17 protein-coding genes are annotated in these 19606 nt (G+C 63.6%); 9 read left to right on the top strand and 8 right to left on the bottom strand.

Going from position 1 to position 19606, the window contains the following annotated elements; all coding sequences use genetic code 11:
• Positions 1-4: 4 nt before the first annotated feature.
• Both ACFODV_RS08070 and fba read left to right on the top strand, forming a co-directional pair.
• Positions 5-1174 carry a phosphoglycerate kinase gene (locus tag ACFODV_RS08070; protein ID WP_379757370.1) on the top strand — a complete coding sequence of 390 codons (1170 nt, stop codon included), beginning with the start codon at positions 5-7 and terminating at the stop codon, positions 1172-1174.
• 47 nt (positions 1175-1221) lie between these two features.
• Positions 1222-2286 carry a class II fructose-bisphosphate aldolase gene (gene fba / locus ACFODV_RS08065; protein WP_379757367.1) on the top strand — a complete coding sequence of 355 codons (1065 nt, stop codon included), beginning with the start codon at positions 1222-1224 and terminating at the stop codon, positions 2284-2286.
• An 84-nt stretch (positions 2287-2370) separates the two neighbouring features.
• Here the strand turns inward: fba and ACFODV_RS08060 are convergent, their stop codons facing one another.
• Positions 2371-4131, bottom strand: coding sequence for a potassium channel family protein (locus ACFODV_RS08060; RefSeq protein ID WP_379757364.1), 1761 nt, complete (start codon positions 4129-4131; stop codon positions 2371-2373).
• A gap of 66 nt (positions 4132-4197) precedes the next feature.
• On the bottom strand, positions 4198-4581 hold the full coding sequence (locus tag ACFODV_RS08055; RefSeq protein WP_379757362.1) for a DUF6394 family protein: 384 nt from the start codon (positions 4579-4581) through the stop codon (positions 4198-4200).
• Positions 4582-4779: 198 nt separating this feature from the next.
• On the opposite strand from ACFODV_RS08055, the gene ACFODV_RS08050 reads away from it, so the two are divergent.
• Both ACFODV_RS08050 and ACFODV_RS08045 read left to right on the top strand, forming a co-directional pair.
• On the top strand, positions 4780-5472 hold the full coding sequence (locus ACFODV_RS08050; protein WP_379757360.1) for an HAD family hydrolase: 693 nt from the start codon (positions 4780-4782) through the stop codon (positions 5470-5472).
• Between the two features lie 111 nt (positions 5473-5583).
• Positions 5584-5958 carry a translation initiation factor Sui1 gene (locus ACFODV_RS08045; protein WP_379757357.1) on the top strand — a complete coding sequence of 125 codons (375 nt, stop codon included), beginning with the start codon at positions 5584-5586 and terminating at the stop codon, positions 5956-5958.
• 35 nt (positions 5959-5993) lie between these two features.
• On the opposite strand, the gene ACFODV_RS08040 is transcribed toward ACFODV_RS08045, so the two are convergent.
• Entirely contained in the window at positions 5994-6848 is an 855-nt protein-coding gene (locus tag ACFODV_RS08040) for an NAD-dependent protein deacetylase (protein WP_379757354.1), read from the bottom strand.
• A 177-nt stretch (positions 6849-7025) separates the two neighbouring features.
• Here ACFODV_RS08040 and ACFODV_RS08035 point away from each other — a divergent pair, with 177 nt between their 5' ends.
• Positions 7026-7931, top strand: a complete 906-nt coding sequence (locus tag ACFODV_RS08035; RefSeq protein WP_379757351.1) for a nuclease-related domain-containing protein — start codon at positions 7026-7028, stop codon at positions 7929-7931.
• A 36-nt stretch (positions 7932-7967) separates the two neighbouring features.
• Here ACFODV_RS08035 and ACFODV_RS08030 read toward each other — a convergent pair whose 3' ends face one another.
• From ACFODV_RS08030 to glnA, 5 genes are all read right to left on the bottom strand, one after another.
• The gene (locus ACFODV_RS08030) at positions 7968-9311 is read right to left on the bottom strand and encodes a deoxyguanosinetriphosphate triphosphohydrolase (RefSeq protein ID WP_379757348.1); all 1344 of its coding nucleotides are present in this window, start codon (positions 9309-9311) and stop codon (positions 7968-7970) included.
• A gap of 124 nt (positions 9312-9435) precedes the next feature.
• Positions 9436-10848 carry a nitrogen regulation protein NR(I) gene (gene ntrC, locus ACFODV_RS08025; protein WP_379757345.1) on the bottom strand — a complete coding sequence of 471 codons (1413 nt, stop codon included), beginning with the start codon at positions 10846-10848 and terminating at the stop codon, positions 9436-9438.
• A complete protein-coding gene (gene glnL / locus ACFODV_RS08020; protein ID WP_379757445.1) occupies positions 10841-11887 on the bottom strand; it encodes a nitrogen regulation protein NR(II) in 1047 nt (348 codons plus the stop codon). The genes ntrC and glnL overlap by 8 nt, the downstream gene beginning before the upstream one ends.
• A 413-nt stretch (positions 11888-12300) precedes the next feature.
• Positions 12301-12867, bottom strand: coding sequence for a DUF4124 domain-containing protein (locus ACFODV_RS08015; protein WP_379757343.1), 567 nt, complete (start codon positions 12865-12867; stop codon positions 12301-12303).
• Between the two features lie 195 nt (positions 12868-13062).
• Positions 13063-14469 (bottom strand): glutamate--ammonia ligase, encoded by a 1407-nt coding sequence (glnA, locus tag ACFODV_RS08010; RefSeq protein WP_379757340.1) that lies wholly within the window; start codon positions 14467-14469, stop codon positions 13063-13065.
• Between the two features lie 509 nt (positions 14470-14978).
• Here glnA and ACFODV_RS08005 point away from each other — a divergent pair.
• The 4 genes from ACFODV_RS08005 (at position 14979) to ACFODV_RS07990 (ending at position 19561) form a co-directional block, all read left to right on the top strand.
• Positions 14979-15527 (top strand): hypothetical protein, encoded by a 549-nt coding sequence (locus tag ACFODV_RS08005; protein WP_379757337.1) that lies wholly within the window; start codon positions 14979-14981, stop codon positions 15525-15527.
• Between the two features lie 138 nt (positions 15528-15665).
• The gene (typA, locus tag ACFODV_RS08000; RefSeq protein ID WP_379757335.1) at positions 15666-17516 is read left to right on the top strand and encodes a translational GTPase TypA; all 1851 of its coding nucleotides are present in this window, start codon (positions 15666-15668) and stop codon (positions 17514-17516) included.
• A gap of 137 nt (positions 17517-17653) precedes the next feature.
• Positions 17654-17989: a hypothetical protein gene (locus tag ACFODV_RS07995; protein ID WP_379757332.1), complete on the top strand. Its 336-nt coding sequence runs from the start codon at positions 17654-17656 to the stop codon at positions 17987-17989.
• Between the two features lie 126 nt (positions 17990-18115).
• Positions 18116-19561 carry a sodium-dependent transporter gene (locus ACFODV_RS07990; protein WP_379757329.1) on the top strand — a complete coding sequence of 482 codons (1446 nt, stop codon included), beginning with the start codon at positions 18116-18118 and terminating at the stop codon, positions 19559-19561.
• The last annotated feature ends 45 nt before the right edge of the window (positions 19562-19606 follow it).

Genomic DNA, 19606 nt, shown 5'->3' with positions numbered 1-19606 from the left:
CCCGATGAACGTCCGCAAGATGACCGACCTCGACCTCAACGGTCAGCGTGTTCTGATCCGCGAGGACCTGAACGTGCCCGTCAAGCACGGCAAGGTGACCAGCGACGCCCGCCTGCGCGCCGCTCTCCCAACCATTCTGGCCGCCCGCGACGCCGGGGCCAGGGTGATGCTGATGAGCCATCTTGGCCGCCCCACCGAGGGCGAACCCGCCGAGGAGTTCTCCCTGGCCCCGGTGGCCGAGCACCTGGGCGAACTTCTCGGGCGCCCGGTCAGCCTGGTCGTCGACTACCTTGACGCCTCCCTGGACCTGGCCAACGGCGAGGTGGTACTGCTCGAGAACGTGCGTTTCAATGCCGGCGAGAAGAAGGACGACGAGGCCCTCGCCCAGCAGTACGCCGCGCTGTGCGACATCTTCGTGATGGACGCCTTCGGCACCGCCCACCGCGCCCAGGCCTCTACTCACGGGGTAGCCCGTTTCGCTCCGCTGGCCTGCGCCGGCCCACTGCTGGCTACCGAGCTCGACGCCCTGGAAAAGGCCCTGGCCACCCCCGCGCGTCCGATGACGGCTATCGTCGGGGGCTCCAAGGTTTCCACCAAGCTCGACGTGCTCAACGCCCTCTCCGAGACGTGCGACCAGCTGATCGTCGGCGGCGGCATCGCCAACACCTTCATCGCCGCGGCGGGCCACAACGTCGGCAAGTCGCTGCATGAGGCCGACCTGATCGACAAGGCCAGGACGCTGATGGCGAAGGTCGAGATTCCGTTGCCCACCGACGTAGTGGTCGCCACCGAGTTCTCCGACTCTGCCGAGGCCATCGTGAAGCCGGTGGATCAGGTAAGTGACGACGAGATGATCCTCGACATTGGCCCCCAGACGGCCGCGCGCCTGGCCGCCATGCTCAGGGACGCCGGCACCATCCTCTGGAATGGCCCGGTGGGCGTGTTCGAGATCGACCAGTTCGGCAAGGGAACCGAAGTGATCGCGCGCGCCATCGCCGAAAGCCCCGCCTTCTCCATCGCCGGGGGCGGCGACACTCTGGCGGCCATCGACAAGTATGGCATCGCGGAGCAGGTCTCCTATATCTCCACCGGCGGGGGCGCCTTCCTCGAATACGTCGAGGGCAAGACCCTGCCGGCGGTGGCCGCCCTCGAGGCAGCCGCCAAGCGGGGCTGATAGACTCCGACAACCGACTCCACGCAATACCCGCAAAAGGTGACACCATGGCACTGATCAGCATGCGCCAGATGCTGGACCACGCCGCCGAATACGGCTACGGCGTTCCGGCCTTCAACGTCAACAACCTCGAACAGATGCGCGCCATCATGGAAGCCGCCGACCGCACCGACTCCCCGGTGATCATTCAGGCCTCCGCCGGCGCCCGCAAATACGCCGGCGCCCCCTTCCTGCGCCACCTGATCCTGGCCGCCGTGGAGGAATTCCCGCACATCCCGGTCTGCATGCATCAGGACCACGGCACCAGTCCTGCGGTGTGCCAGCGCTCCATCCAGTTGGGCTTCTCCTCGGTGATGATGGACGGCTCCCTGGGCGAGGACGGCAAGACCCCGATGGACTACGACTACAACGTCGACGTCACACGGCGCACCGTCGAGATGGCCCACGCCTGCGGCGTCTCCGTCGAGGGTGAACTAGGCTGCCTCGGCAGCCTGGAAACCGGCATGGCCGGCGAGGAAGATGGCATCGGCGCCGAGGGCAAGCTGGACATGGAGCAGCTGCTCACCGACCCGGAGGAGGCCGCCGACTTCGTCAAGGCCACCCAGGTGGATGCTCTGGCCATCGCCATCGGCACCAGCCACGGTGCCTACAAGTTCACCAAGCCACCCACCGGCGACACGCTCTCCATCCAGCGCATCAAGGAGATCCACGCCCGCATTCCCGACACCCATCTGGTGATGCACGGTTCTTCGTCGGTGCCCCAGGAGTGGCTCGAGGTGATCAACCGCTTCGGCGGCGAGATCCCCGAGACCTACGGCGTGCCGGTCGAGGAGATCGTCGAGGGCATCAAGCACGGTGTGCGCAAGGTCAACGTCGACACCGACCTGCGCCTCGCCTCCACCGGTGCGGTACGCCGCTTCCTTGCCGAGAACCCCAGCGAGTTCGACCCCCGCAAGTTCCTCAAGGAGACCGTCACCGCCATGCGCGATATCTGTATCGCACGCTACGAGGCCTTTGGCACCGCCGGCAACGCCAGCAAGATCAAGCCTATCAGCCTGGAAGCCATGGTGGCCCGCTACGAAAGCGGCGAGCTCGCCCCCAAGGTGAAGTAAACCCGAAGTAAACCCATAGCGGTTCGGCAGCATCAGGGGCGGCCCATCGGGTAGCCCCTGTTTCATTAGCGGCCGGCACGGTGGTCATGGCCGGGGCTGATGACTCTTCGGTTCACGAGCGCTGCGACGACGCCGCAGCCTGTCTTCAATCCACGTAAACACGTATCCGCGAGACTCATCGACTCCCGTCAGGACATACCGGAGCGTATAGGGGTTATGGAGTGTCGCCAGCAGTTTCGGCTCCACTCGATGCACACTGCAGAAAAGAAGCTCGTCGCCGCCCCGTAGTGGAAACGCCTTGTCCGGCAACATGATCGACTGCCCTGCCCGGCGAATGGCGAGCGCTTCACAAGGAAGCCATTCCGGGAACGCGTCTGCATCGCGGCACAGCGTGCCCAACGCCACCTCCCCCCCGGCATCCAGATAGTCGGTCACCGCCGGCGCTTCGTCCGGGATCAACCTGACCGACCACAGATGCGGGGGTTCCGCTCCCACGACCCCTTTTAGACGGGCCACCAATGCTTGCGTCTGGGCCGGTTCGCGTTCCGCGAGCCAGTCGATCAGCTCCTGGACGAGAGGCGAGATCAGCAGCTTCAGGATCCGGCGCGCCGTCGTCAGGCTGTGCTGGAGGACCAGGTCGGCCCGCGCGGCATCGAAAGCGACCTGATTCTCGTGGCTGTTGTGCCGCACGATGCGAAACGCCTCCGGATTGAGATCCGTCACCGACAATAGCGTGCTGAGATTGTCGGAATCTCGATCCGTCGCGGCGATGACCCCGGCCGCATCCTCGATTCCCGCCGTCAACAAGGCGGTATGGTCGGCGTGCGCCTCGACGATAACCGTGCCTTCTCCAGCCTCCTCGGCATCCACGTCTGGATCGATGATACGCACGCCGATGCCGTGGGCACGGAGACAGCCCTGGATCCAGTGTCCCATCCGTCCGTAACCGCACAGTATCCAGTCGCCCGGCGGAACCTGTACCGGTACACCGAGTTGGGTGCCATGTGCACCAACAAACCACGCATTGAGGTTGTGCAGTTCGGGCCGTGCAATCGCCCAGTAGACAAGTTGGGCGAAGATCTCGAAAGGGTCGACGACCGTCACATTGTCCAGCGCACGCAGATTGGCCTCGTGGCGGGCCGAGGTCGACCGACAGATGACTCGGAGCCGCGGATTCAGATGCCGCGCCATCACCGCGATCTTGAGATTGACATCGTCATCGTTCGTCAGCGCGATCAGGGCCAGACAGGCAGGATGCTCCACTCCCGCGGCCAGGAGGTGTTTAGGCGCGCCGGCATCCGCGCGGATGCCCGGCATCGCGACCGTATAATCGCGCACGCCCAGTGCCTTGATACGTTCCTCGTCGGCATCGAGTATCACCGCACGCATACGGTGGTCGCTCAGGCCCCGGGCAAGCAGACTGCCGGTATCGCCGAAACCGCAGAGGATGACGAAAGGTTCCTTGTTGCGTTCGACCTTCTGGGCGAACCGGAACCCATCCATAGCCTGGATAAAATGGGGATTCTGAACCAGGCCTATCAGGGATCCGATGGCATAGAACCACGCGAACACGCCGGTATAGAGACAGAATATCGTCCACAGGCGCTGCTCATCGCTGAAGCCGTTCGGCAATTCGCCAAAACCGGTGGTGGTCGCCGTGTAGGTGAAGAAATAGAAAGCATGGAAGAGATTCATGCGTGTCGTCTCACCATCGACGACGTGGCCAGGCATCAGGGCCATACCCACAATGCCTACCGAATACACGAACAACAGCGCGAATAGCGGCCGGCGCATATAGCGCAGGACAATCATCGACACACGATCGAGATCGGAGGTCTGTGTCACGCGCTCACCCCTCCGTATGCCTGCGCCGGGACACGGCCGCCATGCGGCTCTGAGCTACGCACCGTGCTAACGCCGCGAGAGCAGCGTATCGCCGACCAGGATCACCGTCGCGATGATATTGGCGACCAGCGCTCCGGTGGCGATCGAGACGATATCGGCCATTTCGTCGGGCCCCGGTCCACCGCCGACAGCAGGTTCCGCGACGATCCAGACGATGCGTGCCGCAATCAGAAGAAGACCGGCCACCAGCCCGGACGCCAGCAGCAACGCCCCTGTCTGGGAGCGATCCCCCAGTTTCAGGCCGATCGCGACCAAGTTGGCAATGATGGCGAAGGTGAGAATCCAGATGTTGTGGTAGGCGGCCGTCTCGATGCTACCCGCGACGAAAGCGACATTGAGGCTCAGGGTAAGGACGATAAAAAAACCAAATACCACGCGTTCAAGATTCATGGGCCTGCTCCTGGCCGGGGGGCGTTGACAGTATAAGCATGAGCGTCCGTTGACCGCGAACGCCACCGCTGTGACCACCTCACGATATTCAAGAACACTGTTCACAAAACACGCAAACTGGGCTTTAATATTGGGCAGGAAGACTCGACATCTGTAACAATGTATACATAACGTTTTGTTTATTTGTGAGGTTAGGTGATGAACCGCCCCCTCTGTCTGCTCTTTGATTGTGACGGCACCCTGGTCGACAGCGAGCCCCTGCTCGCCGACGAGATGGCCAGTGCCCTCAATGCCGTGGGCCTGCCCTTCCAGGCCAGTGACTATATCGGCGAATTCCGCGGAGCGCGCTTCCGCCGCATCGTCGCAACGCTGGAGGGCCGCCACGGTAGCGTTGATCCCCAGATACTGGAGCCCCTGGAAGCGGCCATGCGCGCCAATCTCAATCGCCGCCTGGTCACCGAGCTCACCCCCATATCGGGCGCCAGCGAAGCCCTGGCTCAGCTCCACGCCTACCCCATGGGCGTTGTCTCCAACGGTCCCGTCAGCAAGATTCGTACCTCTCTCAAGACGACCGGTCTCGCCAGCCTGTTCGGCGATCACCTGTTCAGCGCCTATGAAGCCAACTGCTGGAAGCCCGACCCCTGTCTCTATCGTCACGCGGCTATCGAGATGGGTTACTCCCCGGAGCAGTGTCTGGCCATCGAGGACTCGGTGGTGGGCGTGCGCGCCGCGCTGAACGCTGGCATGTCGGTGGTGCATCTCAACCGATTCCCGGACGTGGAAGAGACTCCGGAAGGCGCCATCATGATCACCAGCATGTTTCAGCTGCCCACAGTGGTCGCCCGGCTCGCCATGGAGTCGCCTGCCTCACGGCGCGCCGCCACCCGCTGACACCCTGGCCCGTCTCAGTGCTCAGGCAAGCATGCAAGCGACACTCGCGAGCGTTATCATCCCATCGCTGTCATTGATCATCCGCCACCCACCCCGCCAGGGAGTTTTGTCATGCCTTCACTTCAAGACCAGCTGCGCGGACGCGTCTATTCCACGGAGCACGGCGAACTCTGCCCCGACTGCCGCCAGCCGGTGGCGGAGTGCCACTGCACCGAAAACGCCGAACAGGCCCGTCTGGCCGAGCTCGACGGCATCGTGCGCCTTCGGCGCGAGACCAGCGGGCGCAAGGGCAAGGGGGTGACCACAGTATCGGGCGTGCCACTGCCCGACGCCGAGCTCAAGGCCCTGGCCAAGCAGCTCAAGAAGGTGTGCGGTACCGGCGGCGCCGTGAAGGAGGGGATCATCGAGATCCAGGGCGACCACCGTGAACGCCTCAAGACAGCGCTGGAGAATCTCGGCTACACCGTCAAGCTGGCCGGCGGCTGAAAAGCCGTGCGTCGACGACGGATCTGCGCTAACACTCAGCCGCAGCAGGCGCGCAGAGCAGCCAGAGAGGTCTCTACCGGCGCCTCCACCTTGAGGGTGTAGAGATCATCGGCACGGGTGAGACCAAGGTTGAAGCAGGCGATGGGTTTGCCATCGCGAGCGGCGGCCCGGACGAAGCGAAAACCGGAGAAGACCATCAGCGAGGAGCCCACCACCAACAGGGCATCGCTTTCCTCCACCAGCGCGAAGGCTCGCTCCACGCTCTCCCGGGGCACACTGTCACCGAAGAACACCACGTCGGGCTTCCAGATGCCGCTGCCACAGCGAGTGCAGTCTGGCACCCGAAAGTCAGAGAAATCAGCCTCCAGATCGGCATCGCCATCGGGCGCCGCCAGTGCCGACACATCGGCCCAGCGCGGATTGAGCTGCGTCAGCTCGGCGTGCAGCGCGTGGCGCATACGACTCGCGCCGCAGGCCATGCAGCGCACGCGGTCGGCGCGACCATGAAGGTCGATGACCCGCCGCGACCCGGCCCGTTGGTGCAGGCCATCGACGTTTTGAGTGATCACCCCGCTGATTCGTCCCAGGCTCTCCAGTTCCGCCAGCAATCGATGGGCAGGATTGGGCTGCGCCTGGCCGAGCACCCGAAACCCCGCCAGGGCCCGTGCCCAATAGCGCTGACGCGCGGCGTGATTCCCCATGAACTGCTGGTGCTGCATGGGCGGCGAACGCTTCCATTCACCATGCTGGTCGCGATAGTCGGGAATGCCGCTGGCGGTACTGACGCCGGCACCGGTAAGCACCGCCAGGCGCGAGTAGCGGGCCGCGAAATCATCCAGCGCCTGCCTTGTCTCGACGCCCAGCGTCATGCTCTGAATGGCTGACGTCATGCTGATGATCTCCCTGCGGTGTTCCAAGATAATTGAGCGCGAATGATTAGCAGAGTGCCAAAAGAACCAAAAGTGCCGCGCGTCGAAAGAGCATGGCCCCGGAGGGCCGAGGTTGTCTAGAATGGGTCCATTGTTCCGATACTCCGCTGCTCCCTCTCTGATGAGCAAGGAACCCTAATGGCCTGGCTGGAATACCTGCTGCCCCTGATTTTCCTGTTTCCCCTGGCCGCTCTGGCGGTGATCGTGGTGGCACTGCGCAACCTGCACGACGCTCGGGTGCGTTCACCCTTCGACGCCCACACGCTGCGAGCGCCCGGCCAGGCCCTGCGTGACCGTCTAGACCGCGCCTTCGCCGGCCTGTTCCTCGACGGCGCCCTGGGGCCCATCGTCTCCCTGGCGCCACTGGTCTACGGCATGGGCCGAATGCTCTTCTCCAGCGAGCAGGACTGGGTCGAGTGGGCCCTCTACGGGGTATTCAGCACCCTGCTGGTGCTACTGTTCTGCTTCCTGCTCATGCGAGATTTCCAGCGCATTCGGCGCCTGAAACTGGGCCTGGCCTGTGAGCTCGCGGTAGGCCAGGAACTCGAGCGACTGATCCGCCCCGAGGCGCACCCCTTTTACGTCTTCCACGATGTGCCGGCCAAGGGCACCCGCATCGACCACGTCGTGGTCACCCCCTGCGGCGTCTTCGTGGTGGAGACCCGCGCGCGGACCCGTCCCTTCACCCCCGCAGGTAAGGAGATCAACCTCGTCACGGTAGAGCCGTCACGCCTGCGCTTCCCCGGCTGGAGCGAACGCCAACCGCTGGAGAAGACTCGCGAGCTGACGACGTGGATGGGCAAATGGCTCTCAGAACTCACCGGCCGCGAGGTGCCTGTCATGGGGGTGCTGACCCTGCCCGGTTGGGCAGTTGAGGCCCGCCAGGGTCCCGAAGATCTGCTGGTGGTCAGCGGCGAAGACCTTGCCGATCGCCTTGCCGCGCTCTGCCCAGGCGAGTTCGATAGCGACACCCACGACGCCGTGATCGGCGTGCTGATGGAACGCACTACTCGCCTGGAGCAACTGCCGGGCCACGCCGACTAGGGTGATACCGTCAGGTGCGACATCTTTCAGTATCTCTCAGTCACCCCGCAGCCGGCCGCCCATCTCTTGGGCCAGATCCACAGCGTAGTGGTCGGTCATGCCACCGATGAAATCCAGCATGCGCCGATAGCTGTCGTAGAGCGACCATGAGGGGCGCGGGGTGTTCTCACCGATGAGCGCCAGCACCCGCTGGTGCTTGAAGGTTGAGCGCCCGGTATGGTGAAGCTCGTGGGCCGCCCCGATAAAGGCCTCCAGCAGGATGCCAAGCGTGGTGTAAGCGCCGATCTCCAGCTTGGCCTTGCGTTCGTTCTGGAAGATCCGCTCCCGGGCCAGCTGCTTGGCGGCCTTGACGCCCCAATCCAGATCCGGATGGCAGAGTTCCAGTAGATCCTGCCGCAGGCGCCCGCCCAGCAGCTCCGCCTCATGCTCCACGAAGACCGCGCCCACGTCGTTCACCGCTCGCTCCATGGCCGCCCCGCGAAGGGCGGCGATGCGCCGTCGCTGGGAGACGCCGTGGCGCTGCATTCCCGCATAGTCTGCCGGCTCGCCACCGGCGATCTGGATCAGCACCTCGGCGACCTCCTCGAAGCGCAGGATACCCATCTCCAGGCCATCCTCCAGATCGAGAAGCGCATAGCAGATATCGTCGGCGGCCTCCACCAGCCAGGCCAGCGGGTGTCGACACCAGCGCCCTGCACCCTGGGGCAGCAGCCCCAACCGCTCGGTCACCTCGACCAGCAGCTCCCGCTCGCTCTGATAGCAGCCAAACTTGCCGGCCGTACCACCGTGCTCCACCGTCCAGGGATACTTGAGCAGAGTCCCCAGTGTCGCCGTGGTCAGCCGCATGCCGCCGCGGAACTGGTTGTATTCGACCTGAGTGACGATGCGAAAACCCTGGGCGTTGCCCTCATAGGTGAGCAGGTCCTGCCGCTCGAGATCCGAGAGGCCCTCGAGGAGGCCACGGCCGTCGGCGCGGGCGAACCAGTCGCGGATAGCGTACTCCCCGGCATGGCCGAAAGGCGGATTGCCGATGTCGTGTCCCAGGCACGCCGCCTGGACGATTACCCCCATATCCGCCGGAGTGATCCAGCCCGGCAAGCGGCCGCTGAGACGCTCACCGACGATCATGCCCAGCGAGCGTCCCACACAGCCCACTTCCAGGGAGTGGGTCAGGCGGGTGTGAATATGGTCGTTGTCGGTCAGCGGATGCACCTGAGTCTTGCGCCCCAGGCGCCGGAAGGAGCCGGCGAAGACGATGCGATCGTGATCCTTGTGAAAGGGGCTGCGGCCAATCTCGTCGCGGCCGCCACCGGGGCGCTCGTCGCGCCGGTCGTGCAAGCGGCTCGGATCCAGCAGCCGCTCCCAGCTCATCTGCGTCATGGGCATTCTCTCCTTGAGAGGCCCATTCTGGCAGCCCCCGACGCCGCCGCCCAGCCCTGGCACCCGGGAACGCTGCCTGAAGACGATACCGTTCGAGGCGGCTCCATCGACAGGCCTGAGGGAGCTACTCCCCGTCGGCCAGCGCCGGCAGCAGGGTCTTCAATTTCCTCGTCAGCGTATTGCGTCCCCAGCCGAGCAGCTCCGCGGCCTCGCCCTTGCGCCCGCCGGTATGGCGCAGCGCGGTCTCGATGAGTATCCGCTCAAAGTCCGGCACCGCCTCCTCCAGCAGATGGGTATGTCCCGCGGCCAGGGCGCGATCGGCCCAGTCGCGGAACGCCGCCCGCCAGTCGCCGCTGGCCCTGCTGCCGCCGTCACTCCCTCGCAGCTCAGGCGGGAGGTCCTCCACCAGAATCTCGCGCCCGGAGGCCATCACCGTCAGCCATCGACAAGTGTTCTCGAGCTGACGCACATTGCCCGGCCAGGGCAGGCGGGTCAGGTGGGTCTCGGCCTCGGGGGTCAGCACTTTGATATCGGTGGAGAGTTCCTTGGCCGCCTCGGCCAGGAAATGGCGGGCCAGTTGGGGGATGTCTTCGCGCCGCTCGGCCAGTTTCGGCAGGTGCACACGAATCACGTTGAGCCGATGGAAAAGATCCTCGCGGAAACGCCCATCATCCACCAGGCTCTCGAGGTTCTGATGGGTGGCAGCGATGATGCGCACATCCACCTTCACCGGCATATGACCGCCGACCCGATAGAACTCGCCGTCGGCCAGCACGCGCAGCAGACGGGTCTGGGTCTCGGCGGGCATGTCGCCGATCTCGTCCAGGAACAGAGTGCCACCGTCAGCTTGTTCGAAGCGCCCCTGGCGCTGGGCGGCCGCACCGGTGAAGGCCCCCTTTTCGTGGCCGAACAGCTCCGACTCGATCAGGTCCCTGGGGATCGCGGCCATATTCAGCGCAATGAAGGGCTTGCCGGCACGCGGACTGTGCTGATGCAGGGCTCGGGCGACCCGCTCCTTGCCGGTACCCGACTCGCCGTTGATCAGCACCGTGATATGCGAGTGCGACAGACGGCCGATGGCGCGAAAAACCTCCTGCATGGCCGGCGCCTCGCCGATGATCTCGGCGCCCAGCCCCTCGGGCACGCTCACCGGGCGCTGACGCTCCCTGGCGTGGGCCACGGCACGACGCACCAGCGCCAGCGCCTCGTCCACATCGAAGGGCTTGGGCAGATACTCGAAGGCACCGCCCTGGTAGGAGGCCACCGCACTGTCCAGGTCGGAGTGGGCGGTCATCACGATCACTGGCAGGTCGGGATGGACCTCGCGCACCCGGGCCATCAGATCCAGACCATCAATGCCCGGCATGCGGATATCAGTGACCAGCACATCGGGAGGAGAGTCGAGCAAGCGCTGCAGGGCCGTATCGGCGCGCTCGATGCACTCAACGTTCAGGTCGGGTTGGGCCAGGGCACGTTCGAGCACCCAGCGGATGGCGCGGTCGTCGTCGACGACCACCACGCGTGCGGCGTCAGTCATGGCGCTTCTCCAGGGGAATCAGCAGTCGGAATTCGGTCTGGCCTGGCACGGAATCACATTCAATCAGGCCCTGGTGCTGGTGAAGGATCGCCTGGGCAATGGAGAGCCCCAGTCCACTGCCCTCGGCGCGGCCGGAGACCATGGGATAGAAGAGCGTTTCGCGCAGCCCATCGGGCACCCCCGGTCCGTTATCGATCACCCCCACCTCGCACACCAGGCGATGCCGCTCCGCCCCCAGGGTGAACTGACGCCGCGCTCGGGTGCGCAGCACCAGCCGAGGCCCTGGCGTTGCGGCCTCGTTCATCGACTCCACGGCATTGCGCGCCACGTTGAGCACCGCCTGGATCATCTGGGCCTCATCGCCGGCCAGGTCGGGCAGGCTGGGGTCATAGTCACGCTCGACCCGCACCTGGGGATGCTCGACAATCATCAGCGAACGCACCCGCTCCAGCACCTTGTGGATATTGAGCGGCTCGTGGCGAGTCATACGGTTGGGGCCGAGCATGGAGTCCACCAGGTCGCGCAGCCGGTCCACCTCCTCGACAATGATCCGGGTAAACTCCTTCAGGTTCGGATCGTCCAGGTCGCGCTCGAGCAGCTGGGCCGCGCCACGAATCCCACCCAGAGGGTTCTTCACCTCGTGGGCCAGACCCCGCGTCAGCACCTTGATGGTTTCCTGGCGGGTCAGCAGCGCTTCCTCTCGAGAGATGCGCATCAGCCGGTCGCGAGGCTCGATTTCCAGCAGCAGCTCTTGGCGGGATAGCGGCGTCACCGTGTAATCCACGGTAAGGGTCTCACCGGCCAACAGAACGAGCCGCGCCTCGCGCTGGGTGAAGGGGTGGAACTCGTCCCGCGCCTTGCCCAGGACCTCACCGAGCCCATCATCGCTCTCCATCAGGGCGCACAGCCGCCCTCCCTTTACCCGGCTGAGGCTGATCGCCAGCAATGCCTCGGCGGCAGGGTTCATCCATTGCAGCCTCAGCTCACCGTCCAGAAGAACCACAGCGGTGGAAAGGTGCTCCATCAAGCGTTGGTACATCGATTCGCCCATGTCGGATCCAGGAGTATCCTTTTCAGGACACCAAGGGTTTGCAAGAAGCGCGCCAGATTTGCGAGGCCCGGGATCACTGGCCGCAGGGCGTCGGTGCGGGATGCTAGTGCACCAAAATAGAGCAAAAGAAAAAGATCTGCACGAAGCAGCGGCCGACACTGGTGCGCCAGGTGCCCCGAGAAGGCTCAACGGTAGGTAGCGTGCTCCTCTTGGCGGCGCAGAGGAGAATCATCCTCGGGCAGTCGACGGACCGGTTCACCGCGACGCAGCGGAGACGGCGTCTCGACGGGTGGTGGCGCCGGTTTCACGGGCCAGGGAGGCCGTTCGCCATCGTGTGGAGAGCGACAGGGCCTCGGACTTCCGTCCGGGCACCACGGCCAGGGCGCCCAGCGCGGGGGCAGCTAATTGGTCGGGCGGTTGACGCTGGCACGATGCACAAAGATGGTGACAGGGGAGCTGCGATGGCGAACAGCACCGCTGCCATCAATAAGCTCAGCCTGTAACACGTGCTCGCCGGGATTCATGTTGGCGACCATGAAGGCTGTGGTATGCATCGCCGTCTGACTCACCCTGCCATTCAGCAGTAAACGCACCCGGTGATCCTCGCGCAGGGCCGGCTCGATGCCCAGTTCCACCGACACGTTGCCAGCCGACCCCACCGGAAAGGCCTGCTCATGGCTGGGCGACAGAATGCGGAAGCTGTCATAGGGCATGAAGGGCTGCCCGGGGGAACCCGTCACGGTTTCCGCTCCGCTGCCCTGCGCGCGCGGTGCGGGCTGGCCGGTGCGCACCTCGCCGGTGGCGGGCACGACCGTTACCGGCGCCAGCTCCACCTGCTCGCCGCCCCGCTCCGGATTATCGGTGAACACCACGTTCCCCTGGGCGTCGGTGGTGCGGTAGATCGTCTGGGCCTGAGCAGCCAGGCTGAAACTCAGCCCTATCGTCAGGATCATCAAGGCCTTGTTCATGGATACCCCCTGCGTACCGCTTTCCTGGCGGTCTGTGGATGGTGTCGCACATTGCTTCATTGGATAGTGAACAAGATAAAGGGGTTCCGCCATGGCGGAACCCCTTTTTGATCAACGCCGGGCGTCGATGCCGTACCAGGGCGCTTTGCCTCTGGCCGCTGCCGTCACCAGCAGCTCGTCGTTAACCGCGAGCTGTTAACAGCTGTAGTACATATCGAATTCGATGGGGTGTGTGGTCATGCGAATGCGCTCCACGTCCTCCATCTTCAGTTCGATGTAGGCGTCGATCATGTCATCGGTAAACACGCCACCCTCGGTAAGGAAGGCGCGGTCCTGGTCCAACGCCTCCAGCGCCTGGTCGAGGCTGTGGGCCACGGTCGGCACGGCCTTGCCCTCTTCCGGCGGCAGGTCATAGAGGTTCTTGTCCATGGCGTCGCCGGGGTGGATCTTGTTCTTGATGCCGTCGATACCGGCCATGAGCATCGCCGAGAAGCACAGGTAGGGGTTGGCGGTCGGATCCGGAAAGCGGAGCTCGACGCGCTTGCCCTTGGGGCTGGCGGTGTAAGGGATGCGGATGGAAGCGGAGCGGTTACGTGCGCTGTAGGCCAGCATCACGGGGGCCTCGAAGCCCGGCACCAGGCGCTTGTAGGAGTTGGTGGAGGCATTGGCGAAGGCGTTCAGGGCACGGGCGTGCTTGATGATACCGCCGATGTAGTAGATCGCCATCTCGGAGAGACCCGCATACTCGTCGCCTGCGAACTGGTTATTTCCCTCCTTCCAAAAGGACTGGTGCACGTGCATGCCGCTGCCGTTGTCGCCAACCAGCGGCTTGGGCATGAAAGTGGCGGTCTTGCCGTAGGCGTGAGCCACATTGTGGATCACGTACTTCATCTCCTGAACCTCGTCGGCCTTCTTGACCAGGGTGTTGAACTTGATCCCGATCTCGTTCTGGCCGGCGTTGGCCACCTCGTGGTGGTGCACCTCGACGGTCTGACCGATGGCCTCAAGGGTGTTGCACATGGCGCCGCGGATGTCGTGGAAACTATCCACCGGGGGCACCGGGAAATAGCCGCCCTTGACGCGCGGACGGTGGGCCAGGTTACCGCCCTCGATAGCACGGTCGGTGGACCAGGCACCTTCTTCAGAGGTGATCTTGTACATGGAGCCCTCGATATCGGACTTCCAATGCACCTCGTCGAAGATAAAGAACTCGGGCTCCGGGCCAAAGAAGGCAGTATCGCCCAGGCCAGTGGATTGCAGGTAGGCCTCGGCGCGCTTGGCGATGGAGCGTGGGTCACGCTCATAGCCCTGCATGGTAGCTGGCTCGATAATGTCGCAGCGCAGCACCAGGGTGGAATCTTCGGTGAAGGGGTCGAGGAAGGCGGTGCCGTCTTCTGGCCGCAGGATCATGTCGGACTCGTTGATGCCTTTCCAGCCAGAGATGGAAGAACCATCGAACATCTGGCCGTTCTCGAAAAACTCCTCGTCCACATCACGGGCCGGAATGGTGACGTGCTGTTCCTTGCCACGGGTGTCGGTGAAGCGCAGATCGACCCACTTCACATCGTGTTCTTCAATCAGGGCGAGAGTCTTGGCAGACATGGTGTCCTCCGGGGTTGAGCTTGGCTCGAAGCCTTGGTGTGTTGCGAAGTTGTAGCATGCCGCAGACGAGCTGCCCACGGTTGCCGGCATTGTTTCCGACGCTACTCACTACTAAGCATACACCATGCCAATGTTGCACCTTGATGCACCATGGATACAGCAAAAATCTGATTTAAAAGAATAAAACAGGAATTTTTGGCGCACCAGACTGAATCAACGACACCTCGGCGTCGTGAGGGGCCATCGGTCAGGTCGATCCAGTGCGCTTTATTTGTGCAACATGACCTGTCAATGCACCAAAAAAGAGCGAAATAGATGCCCAGCCTAACTTATTTGCCCGCCGGGGAGAGGTAACGCGACCACGGCCTGAAACAGATTTTTCCTTCCAGAACCCTTTGATACGCAGACTCACCAACGACTACACTTGCTTACAACGCCATGAGGCGCCAGCAGTGAATTGCTGGCAGCTGGCTAGTGCCCCCATAGTGCGGCCCAATCCCGGAGTTCGCATGATCGATTTCACCGGCTGCATCCTCATCGACGCCCGCAGTGCTGGCTCCTACCTGCCCCGGCAGTTGGCCATTGTCGCGTCACTGGCACGGTCCGACACCACCCCTTTTTCCCTGCGAATTATCGACGACACCGGCGACCCCCGACTGCCATGTATTGCGCACCGTTTCGGCGCCCGTCTGATCAGCGTCTCCTCAGCCCCCCTGGGGCAGCGCCTTAACGACGCCATCGCCCCCTGTATCGGCGAGGTACTGGTCTTCCCCGGCATCGGCGATGCCTCCAGTGCCGAGGTGCTGATGCAACTGGCCATCGAGGTTGCCGCGGGTGAGTTCGATGCCGCCCTGCTTCCGACCCTGCACCGCAGCCCGCTTCAGCGTCTGCTTGTACAAATCAAGCGTCTGCCTCGTGGGGGAGGGCTGTGCCTGACTCATCGCTGGTATGAACGGATCGGCGGCTGCGACCCCAACCACAACAGCGGCGCTCTGGACGAACTGCTGGTGCGCCTGCGCGCCTGTGGCGCCCGGGTGAAGGCCGGCGCGCCGCGTTGACAGCCCATCGAAAGCACGAATCCGCTATTACCGAACCGGGGGAGGCTGTACAATGCGCGCCCTACATTCCCTGCCCCGCGCCTAGGGTACTTAATAAAACGTGTACATAGGTGCGTACATATCAGTGAGACACACCTTATGAGCACGACCGATAGCAATTCAGACGTCAGTAAGCTTCGCAACATCGCCATCATCGCCCACGTTGACCACGGCAAGACCACGCTGGTCGACAAGCTTCTCAGCCAGTCCGGCACCCTGGACCGCAAGGCCGAGGGTCAAGAACGCGTCATGGATTCCAATGACCAGGAGAAGGAACGCGGCATCACCATCCTGGCGAAGAATACTGCCATTCAATGGCAGGACCAGTCCGGCCAGGATTACCACATCAACATCGTCGACACGCCGGGACACGCCGATTTCGGTGGCGAAGTCGAACGCGTGATGTCGATGGTCGACTCCGTGCTGCTCCTGGTCGATGCCGTCGACGGCCCCATGCCACAGACTCGCTTCGTCACCCAGAAGGCCTTCGCCCAGGGGCTGAAGCCCATCGTGGTGGTCAACAAGATCGACCGTCCCGGCGCACGCCCCGATTGGGTCATCGACCAGATCTTCGACCTGTTCGATAACCTCGGCGCCACCGATGAGCAGCTCGACTTTCCGATCATCTACTGTTCGGCGCTGAATGGCGTTGCCGGCATGGACCCAGAAGAGCTGGCCGACGACATGGCGCCGATGCTGCAGTCCATCGTCGACATCGTCGAGCCGCCCAAGGTTGAGCTAAACGGTCCGTTCCAGATGCAGATCTCGGCGCTGGATTACAACAGCTATGTGGGCGTTATTGGCCTGGGCCGCATCAAGCGCGGCGCGGTCAAGCCCAACCAGCAGATCAGCGTGATCGGCGTGGATGGCAAGGTCCGCAAGGGCAAGATCGGCCAGGTGATGACTCACATGGGTCTGGAACGCGTGCAGACCAACGAAGCCACCGCAGGGGATATCGTCTGCGTGACCGGCATCGATGACCTCTCCATCTCCGATACGCTGTGCGACCCGGCCAAGGTCGAGGCATTGCCGCCGCTGTCTGTGGATGAGCCCACCGTCTCGATGTCCTTCCAGGTCAACGATTCTCCCTTCGCGGGCAAGGACGGCAAATTCGTCACCAGCCGAAATATCAAGGACCGTCTCGAGCAGGAGCTGATTCACAACGTAGCGCTTCGCGTCGAGCAGGGCGAGACCCCCGAGAAGTTCAAGGTCTCCGGCCGCGGCGAACTCCACCTCTCAGTACTGATCGAGACCATGCGTCGCGAGGGCTTCGAACTGGCCGTGGGCCGCCCCGAGGTGATCATCCGCGAGATCGACGGCGTCAAGCAGGAGCCGTACGAAGAGGTGATCGTCGACTGCGAGGAGCAGCACCAGGGCGCCATCATGGAGGAGCTCGGCTACCGCAAGGGCGAGATGACCAACATGCACCCCGACGGCAAGGGCCGCGTGCGCCTGGACTTCATCATCCCGGCGCGCGGCCTGATCGGCTTTCGCGGACAGTTCCTGACCTTGACCTCCGGTACCGGCATTCTCACCAGTCGCTTCGACCACTACGGCCCGCTCAAGCCCGATGCCTCCATCGAGCGTCGCAACGGCGTGCTGGTGTCGATGGTCGACGGCAAGGCGTTGGCCTATGCGCTGTTTGCTCTTCAGGAACGCGGCAAGCTGATCATCGATCACGCAACCGAAGTTTATGAAGGCATGCTGATCGGTATCAGCAACCGCGCCAATGACATGGTGGTCAACCCGACCAAGGGCAAGAAGCTCGACAACATGCGCTCCACGGGCAACGACGAGAACATCGTCCTGACCCCGCCGGTGAAGTTCAGCCTGGAGCAGGCCATCGAGTTTCTTGACTCCGATGAGCTGGTTGAGGTGACACCGCACCACATCCGGCTGCGCAAGAAGCTGCTCAAAGAAAACGAGCGCAAGCGTTCCAGCAAGAAATAAGACCGTCACCACGTCACACGACGCCCGCCCGGGAGCTCCCCGCGGCGGGCGTCGTCGTTGTCGGCCCCGCAATCCACTATGCTGGTAACGTCAACCGTTCGCCCTTATCTGTGTCCAATACAATCAGGAGGCCCCCCATGCACAAACACGTGGAATGGGACGACCCCGGCGCCGACAGCGTCATGCGCCACTTCGAGAATGAGCCCACGAGCCACTCGGCCCCCGGCCCTGGCGATATCCTCTCGGCACGCTATCTGGGCGCCATAGTGCGAGTGAAGGTAGAGGCCTATGTGGAGGGCACCAGCATCGGCGAGGTAGCAGCGATCATCGCCGTCAACAACGGTCGGCGACTGAAGTCCCACGGCAAGCTCGCCCTTGGCGATACCGTACGCCTGCCCGACGAGGCCCGCGCCCTGGAACCGAGCATTGGCCAGGCCAAGGATGACACCGAGGACAACGACAAGGAGCGCTAGTCGATAGAGGCATTATCGGCGAACTTAACGTCTGCTAAACGCTGCGAGACTGGCTCCCGAACGCATTTTCCCGCAAAGTTGCGGCATGGGCCCTCTTGGCCACCCGTTTCGCGTTCTGGAGCCTTCATGAGCACTCACAACGTCTGGACCCACAAGGGGACTTTTCTGCTGGCCGCCGTCGGCTCGGCAGTGGGTCTCGGCAACCTCTGGCGCTTCCCCTACCTCACCGGCGAGAACGGCGGCGGGGCCTTCATTCTGGTCTACGCCCTGACCATATTCGCCGTGGGCATTCCCATCCTGATCGCCGAAACTATGCTAGGTCGCAATAGCCGCCGCAGCCCGATCATGGGCATGCGCTTCCTGACCCGCACCCACAAGACCTCGCGGGCCTGGGAGTCCATCGGCTGGCTGGGGGCCGCTTCCGCCTTCCTGATCCTGAGCTTCTACTCCGTGATCGCCGGCTGGGCGATCCACTACACCTGGCAGATGCTCACCGGCTCGCTTGTCGGTGCCGATGCCGAGACCATTGGCGCCGGCTTCGACGCCCTGCTCGCCTCACCGGCACTTCTTACCCTTTACCACACCCTGTTCATCATCGCCTCGGGGCTGATCGTCGGAATGGGCATCCACAAGGGTATCGAGAGTGGGCTGCGCATCATCATGCCGGCACTGTTCGTCATCCTGCTGGTGGTTTTGGCCTACGGCGTGGCCAACGGCGACTTCGCCGCCGCGGCCAGTTTCCTGTTCACCTTCAATATCGCCGACCTGAGTCTCGAAGGCTGGCTGGCTGCCATGGGTCAGTCGTTCTTCACACTGAGCCTCGGCATGGGCGCGATCATGGCCTACGGCGCCTACATGTCCAGTGAGATCTCGTTGACCCGAACCGCGTTGGCCATCGCCGTCGTCGACACCGCCGTCGCCATGGTCGCAGGCCTGGCCATCTTCTCGCTGGTATTCGGTGCCGGCCTGGATGCCGGCCAGGGCCCGGGCCTCATGTTCGTCACCCTGCCGCTGGCCTTCGCCGAGATGCCTTTCGGCGCGCTGGTTGGCGGCGTATTTTTCATCCTGGTGCTGGGGGCAGCAATCAGCTCCTCCATCTCGTTGATTGAGCCGGTAGCCGCCTTTCTGGTCGAACGCTTCGACCTGACGCGTCCCCAGGCGGTGTTTGCCATGGTGTTGGCCAGCTGGGCGCTGGGCCTGGTCACCGTGGCCAGCTTCAACGTCTACGCCGAGGGCACGATCTTCCACACCCTGTTCGGCCGCAGCGCCTTCGAATTCATCGAGCTTCTGACCAACATCTTCATGCCGCTGGGGGGCCTGTTAATCGCACTGTTTGCTGGCTGGGCGCTGACCCACAGCGAGGTGATGAAGGAAATGCGCACCAACGAGACCTGGTTCGCCATCTGGCGCTTCCTGGTGCGCTTCGTCGCTCCGGCGGCAGTCGCCTTCGTCTTCCTGCGCGCCATTCCCCAGGTGGAGGGCTACCTGATTCCCGCCGTCGGCGCCCTGGTGATCGTTGGTGCTTTTGCTGCCGGCCGCACCTTCCTGGTGGACGACAGCCAGGATCAGTGACGGTGTTGCCGCCCAGCCCCTGGGCGGCAACGGCGTGACGGCCCA

Origin of the sequence: Halomonas tibetensis, assembly GCF_042643535.1 — a bacterium.
GTDB lineage: Bacteria > Pseudomonadota > Gammaproteobacteria > Pseudomonadales > Halomonadaceae > Halomonas > Halomonas tibetensis.
Note: the sequence above shows the minus strand (reverse complement) of the source record. Positions and strands in the feature narration are given on the sequence as shown.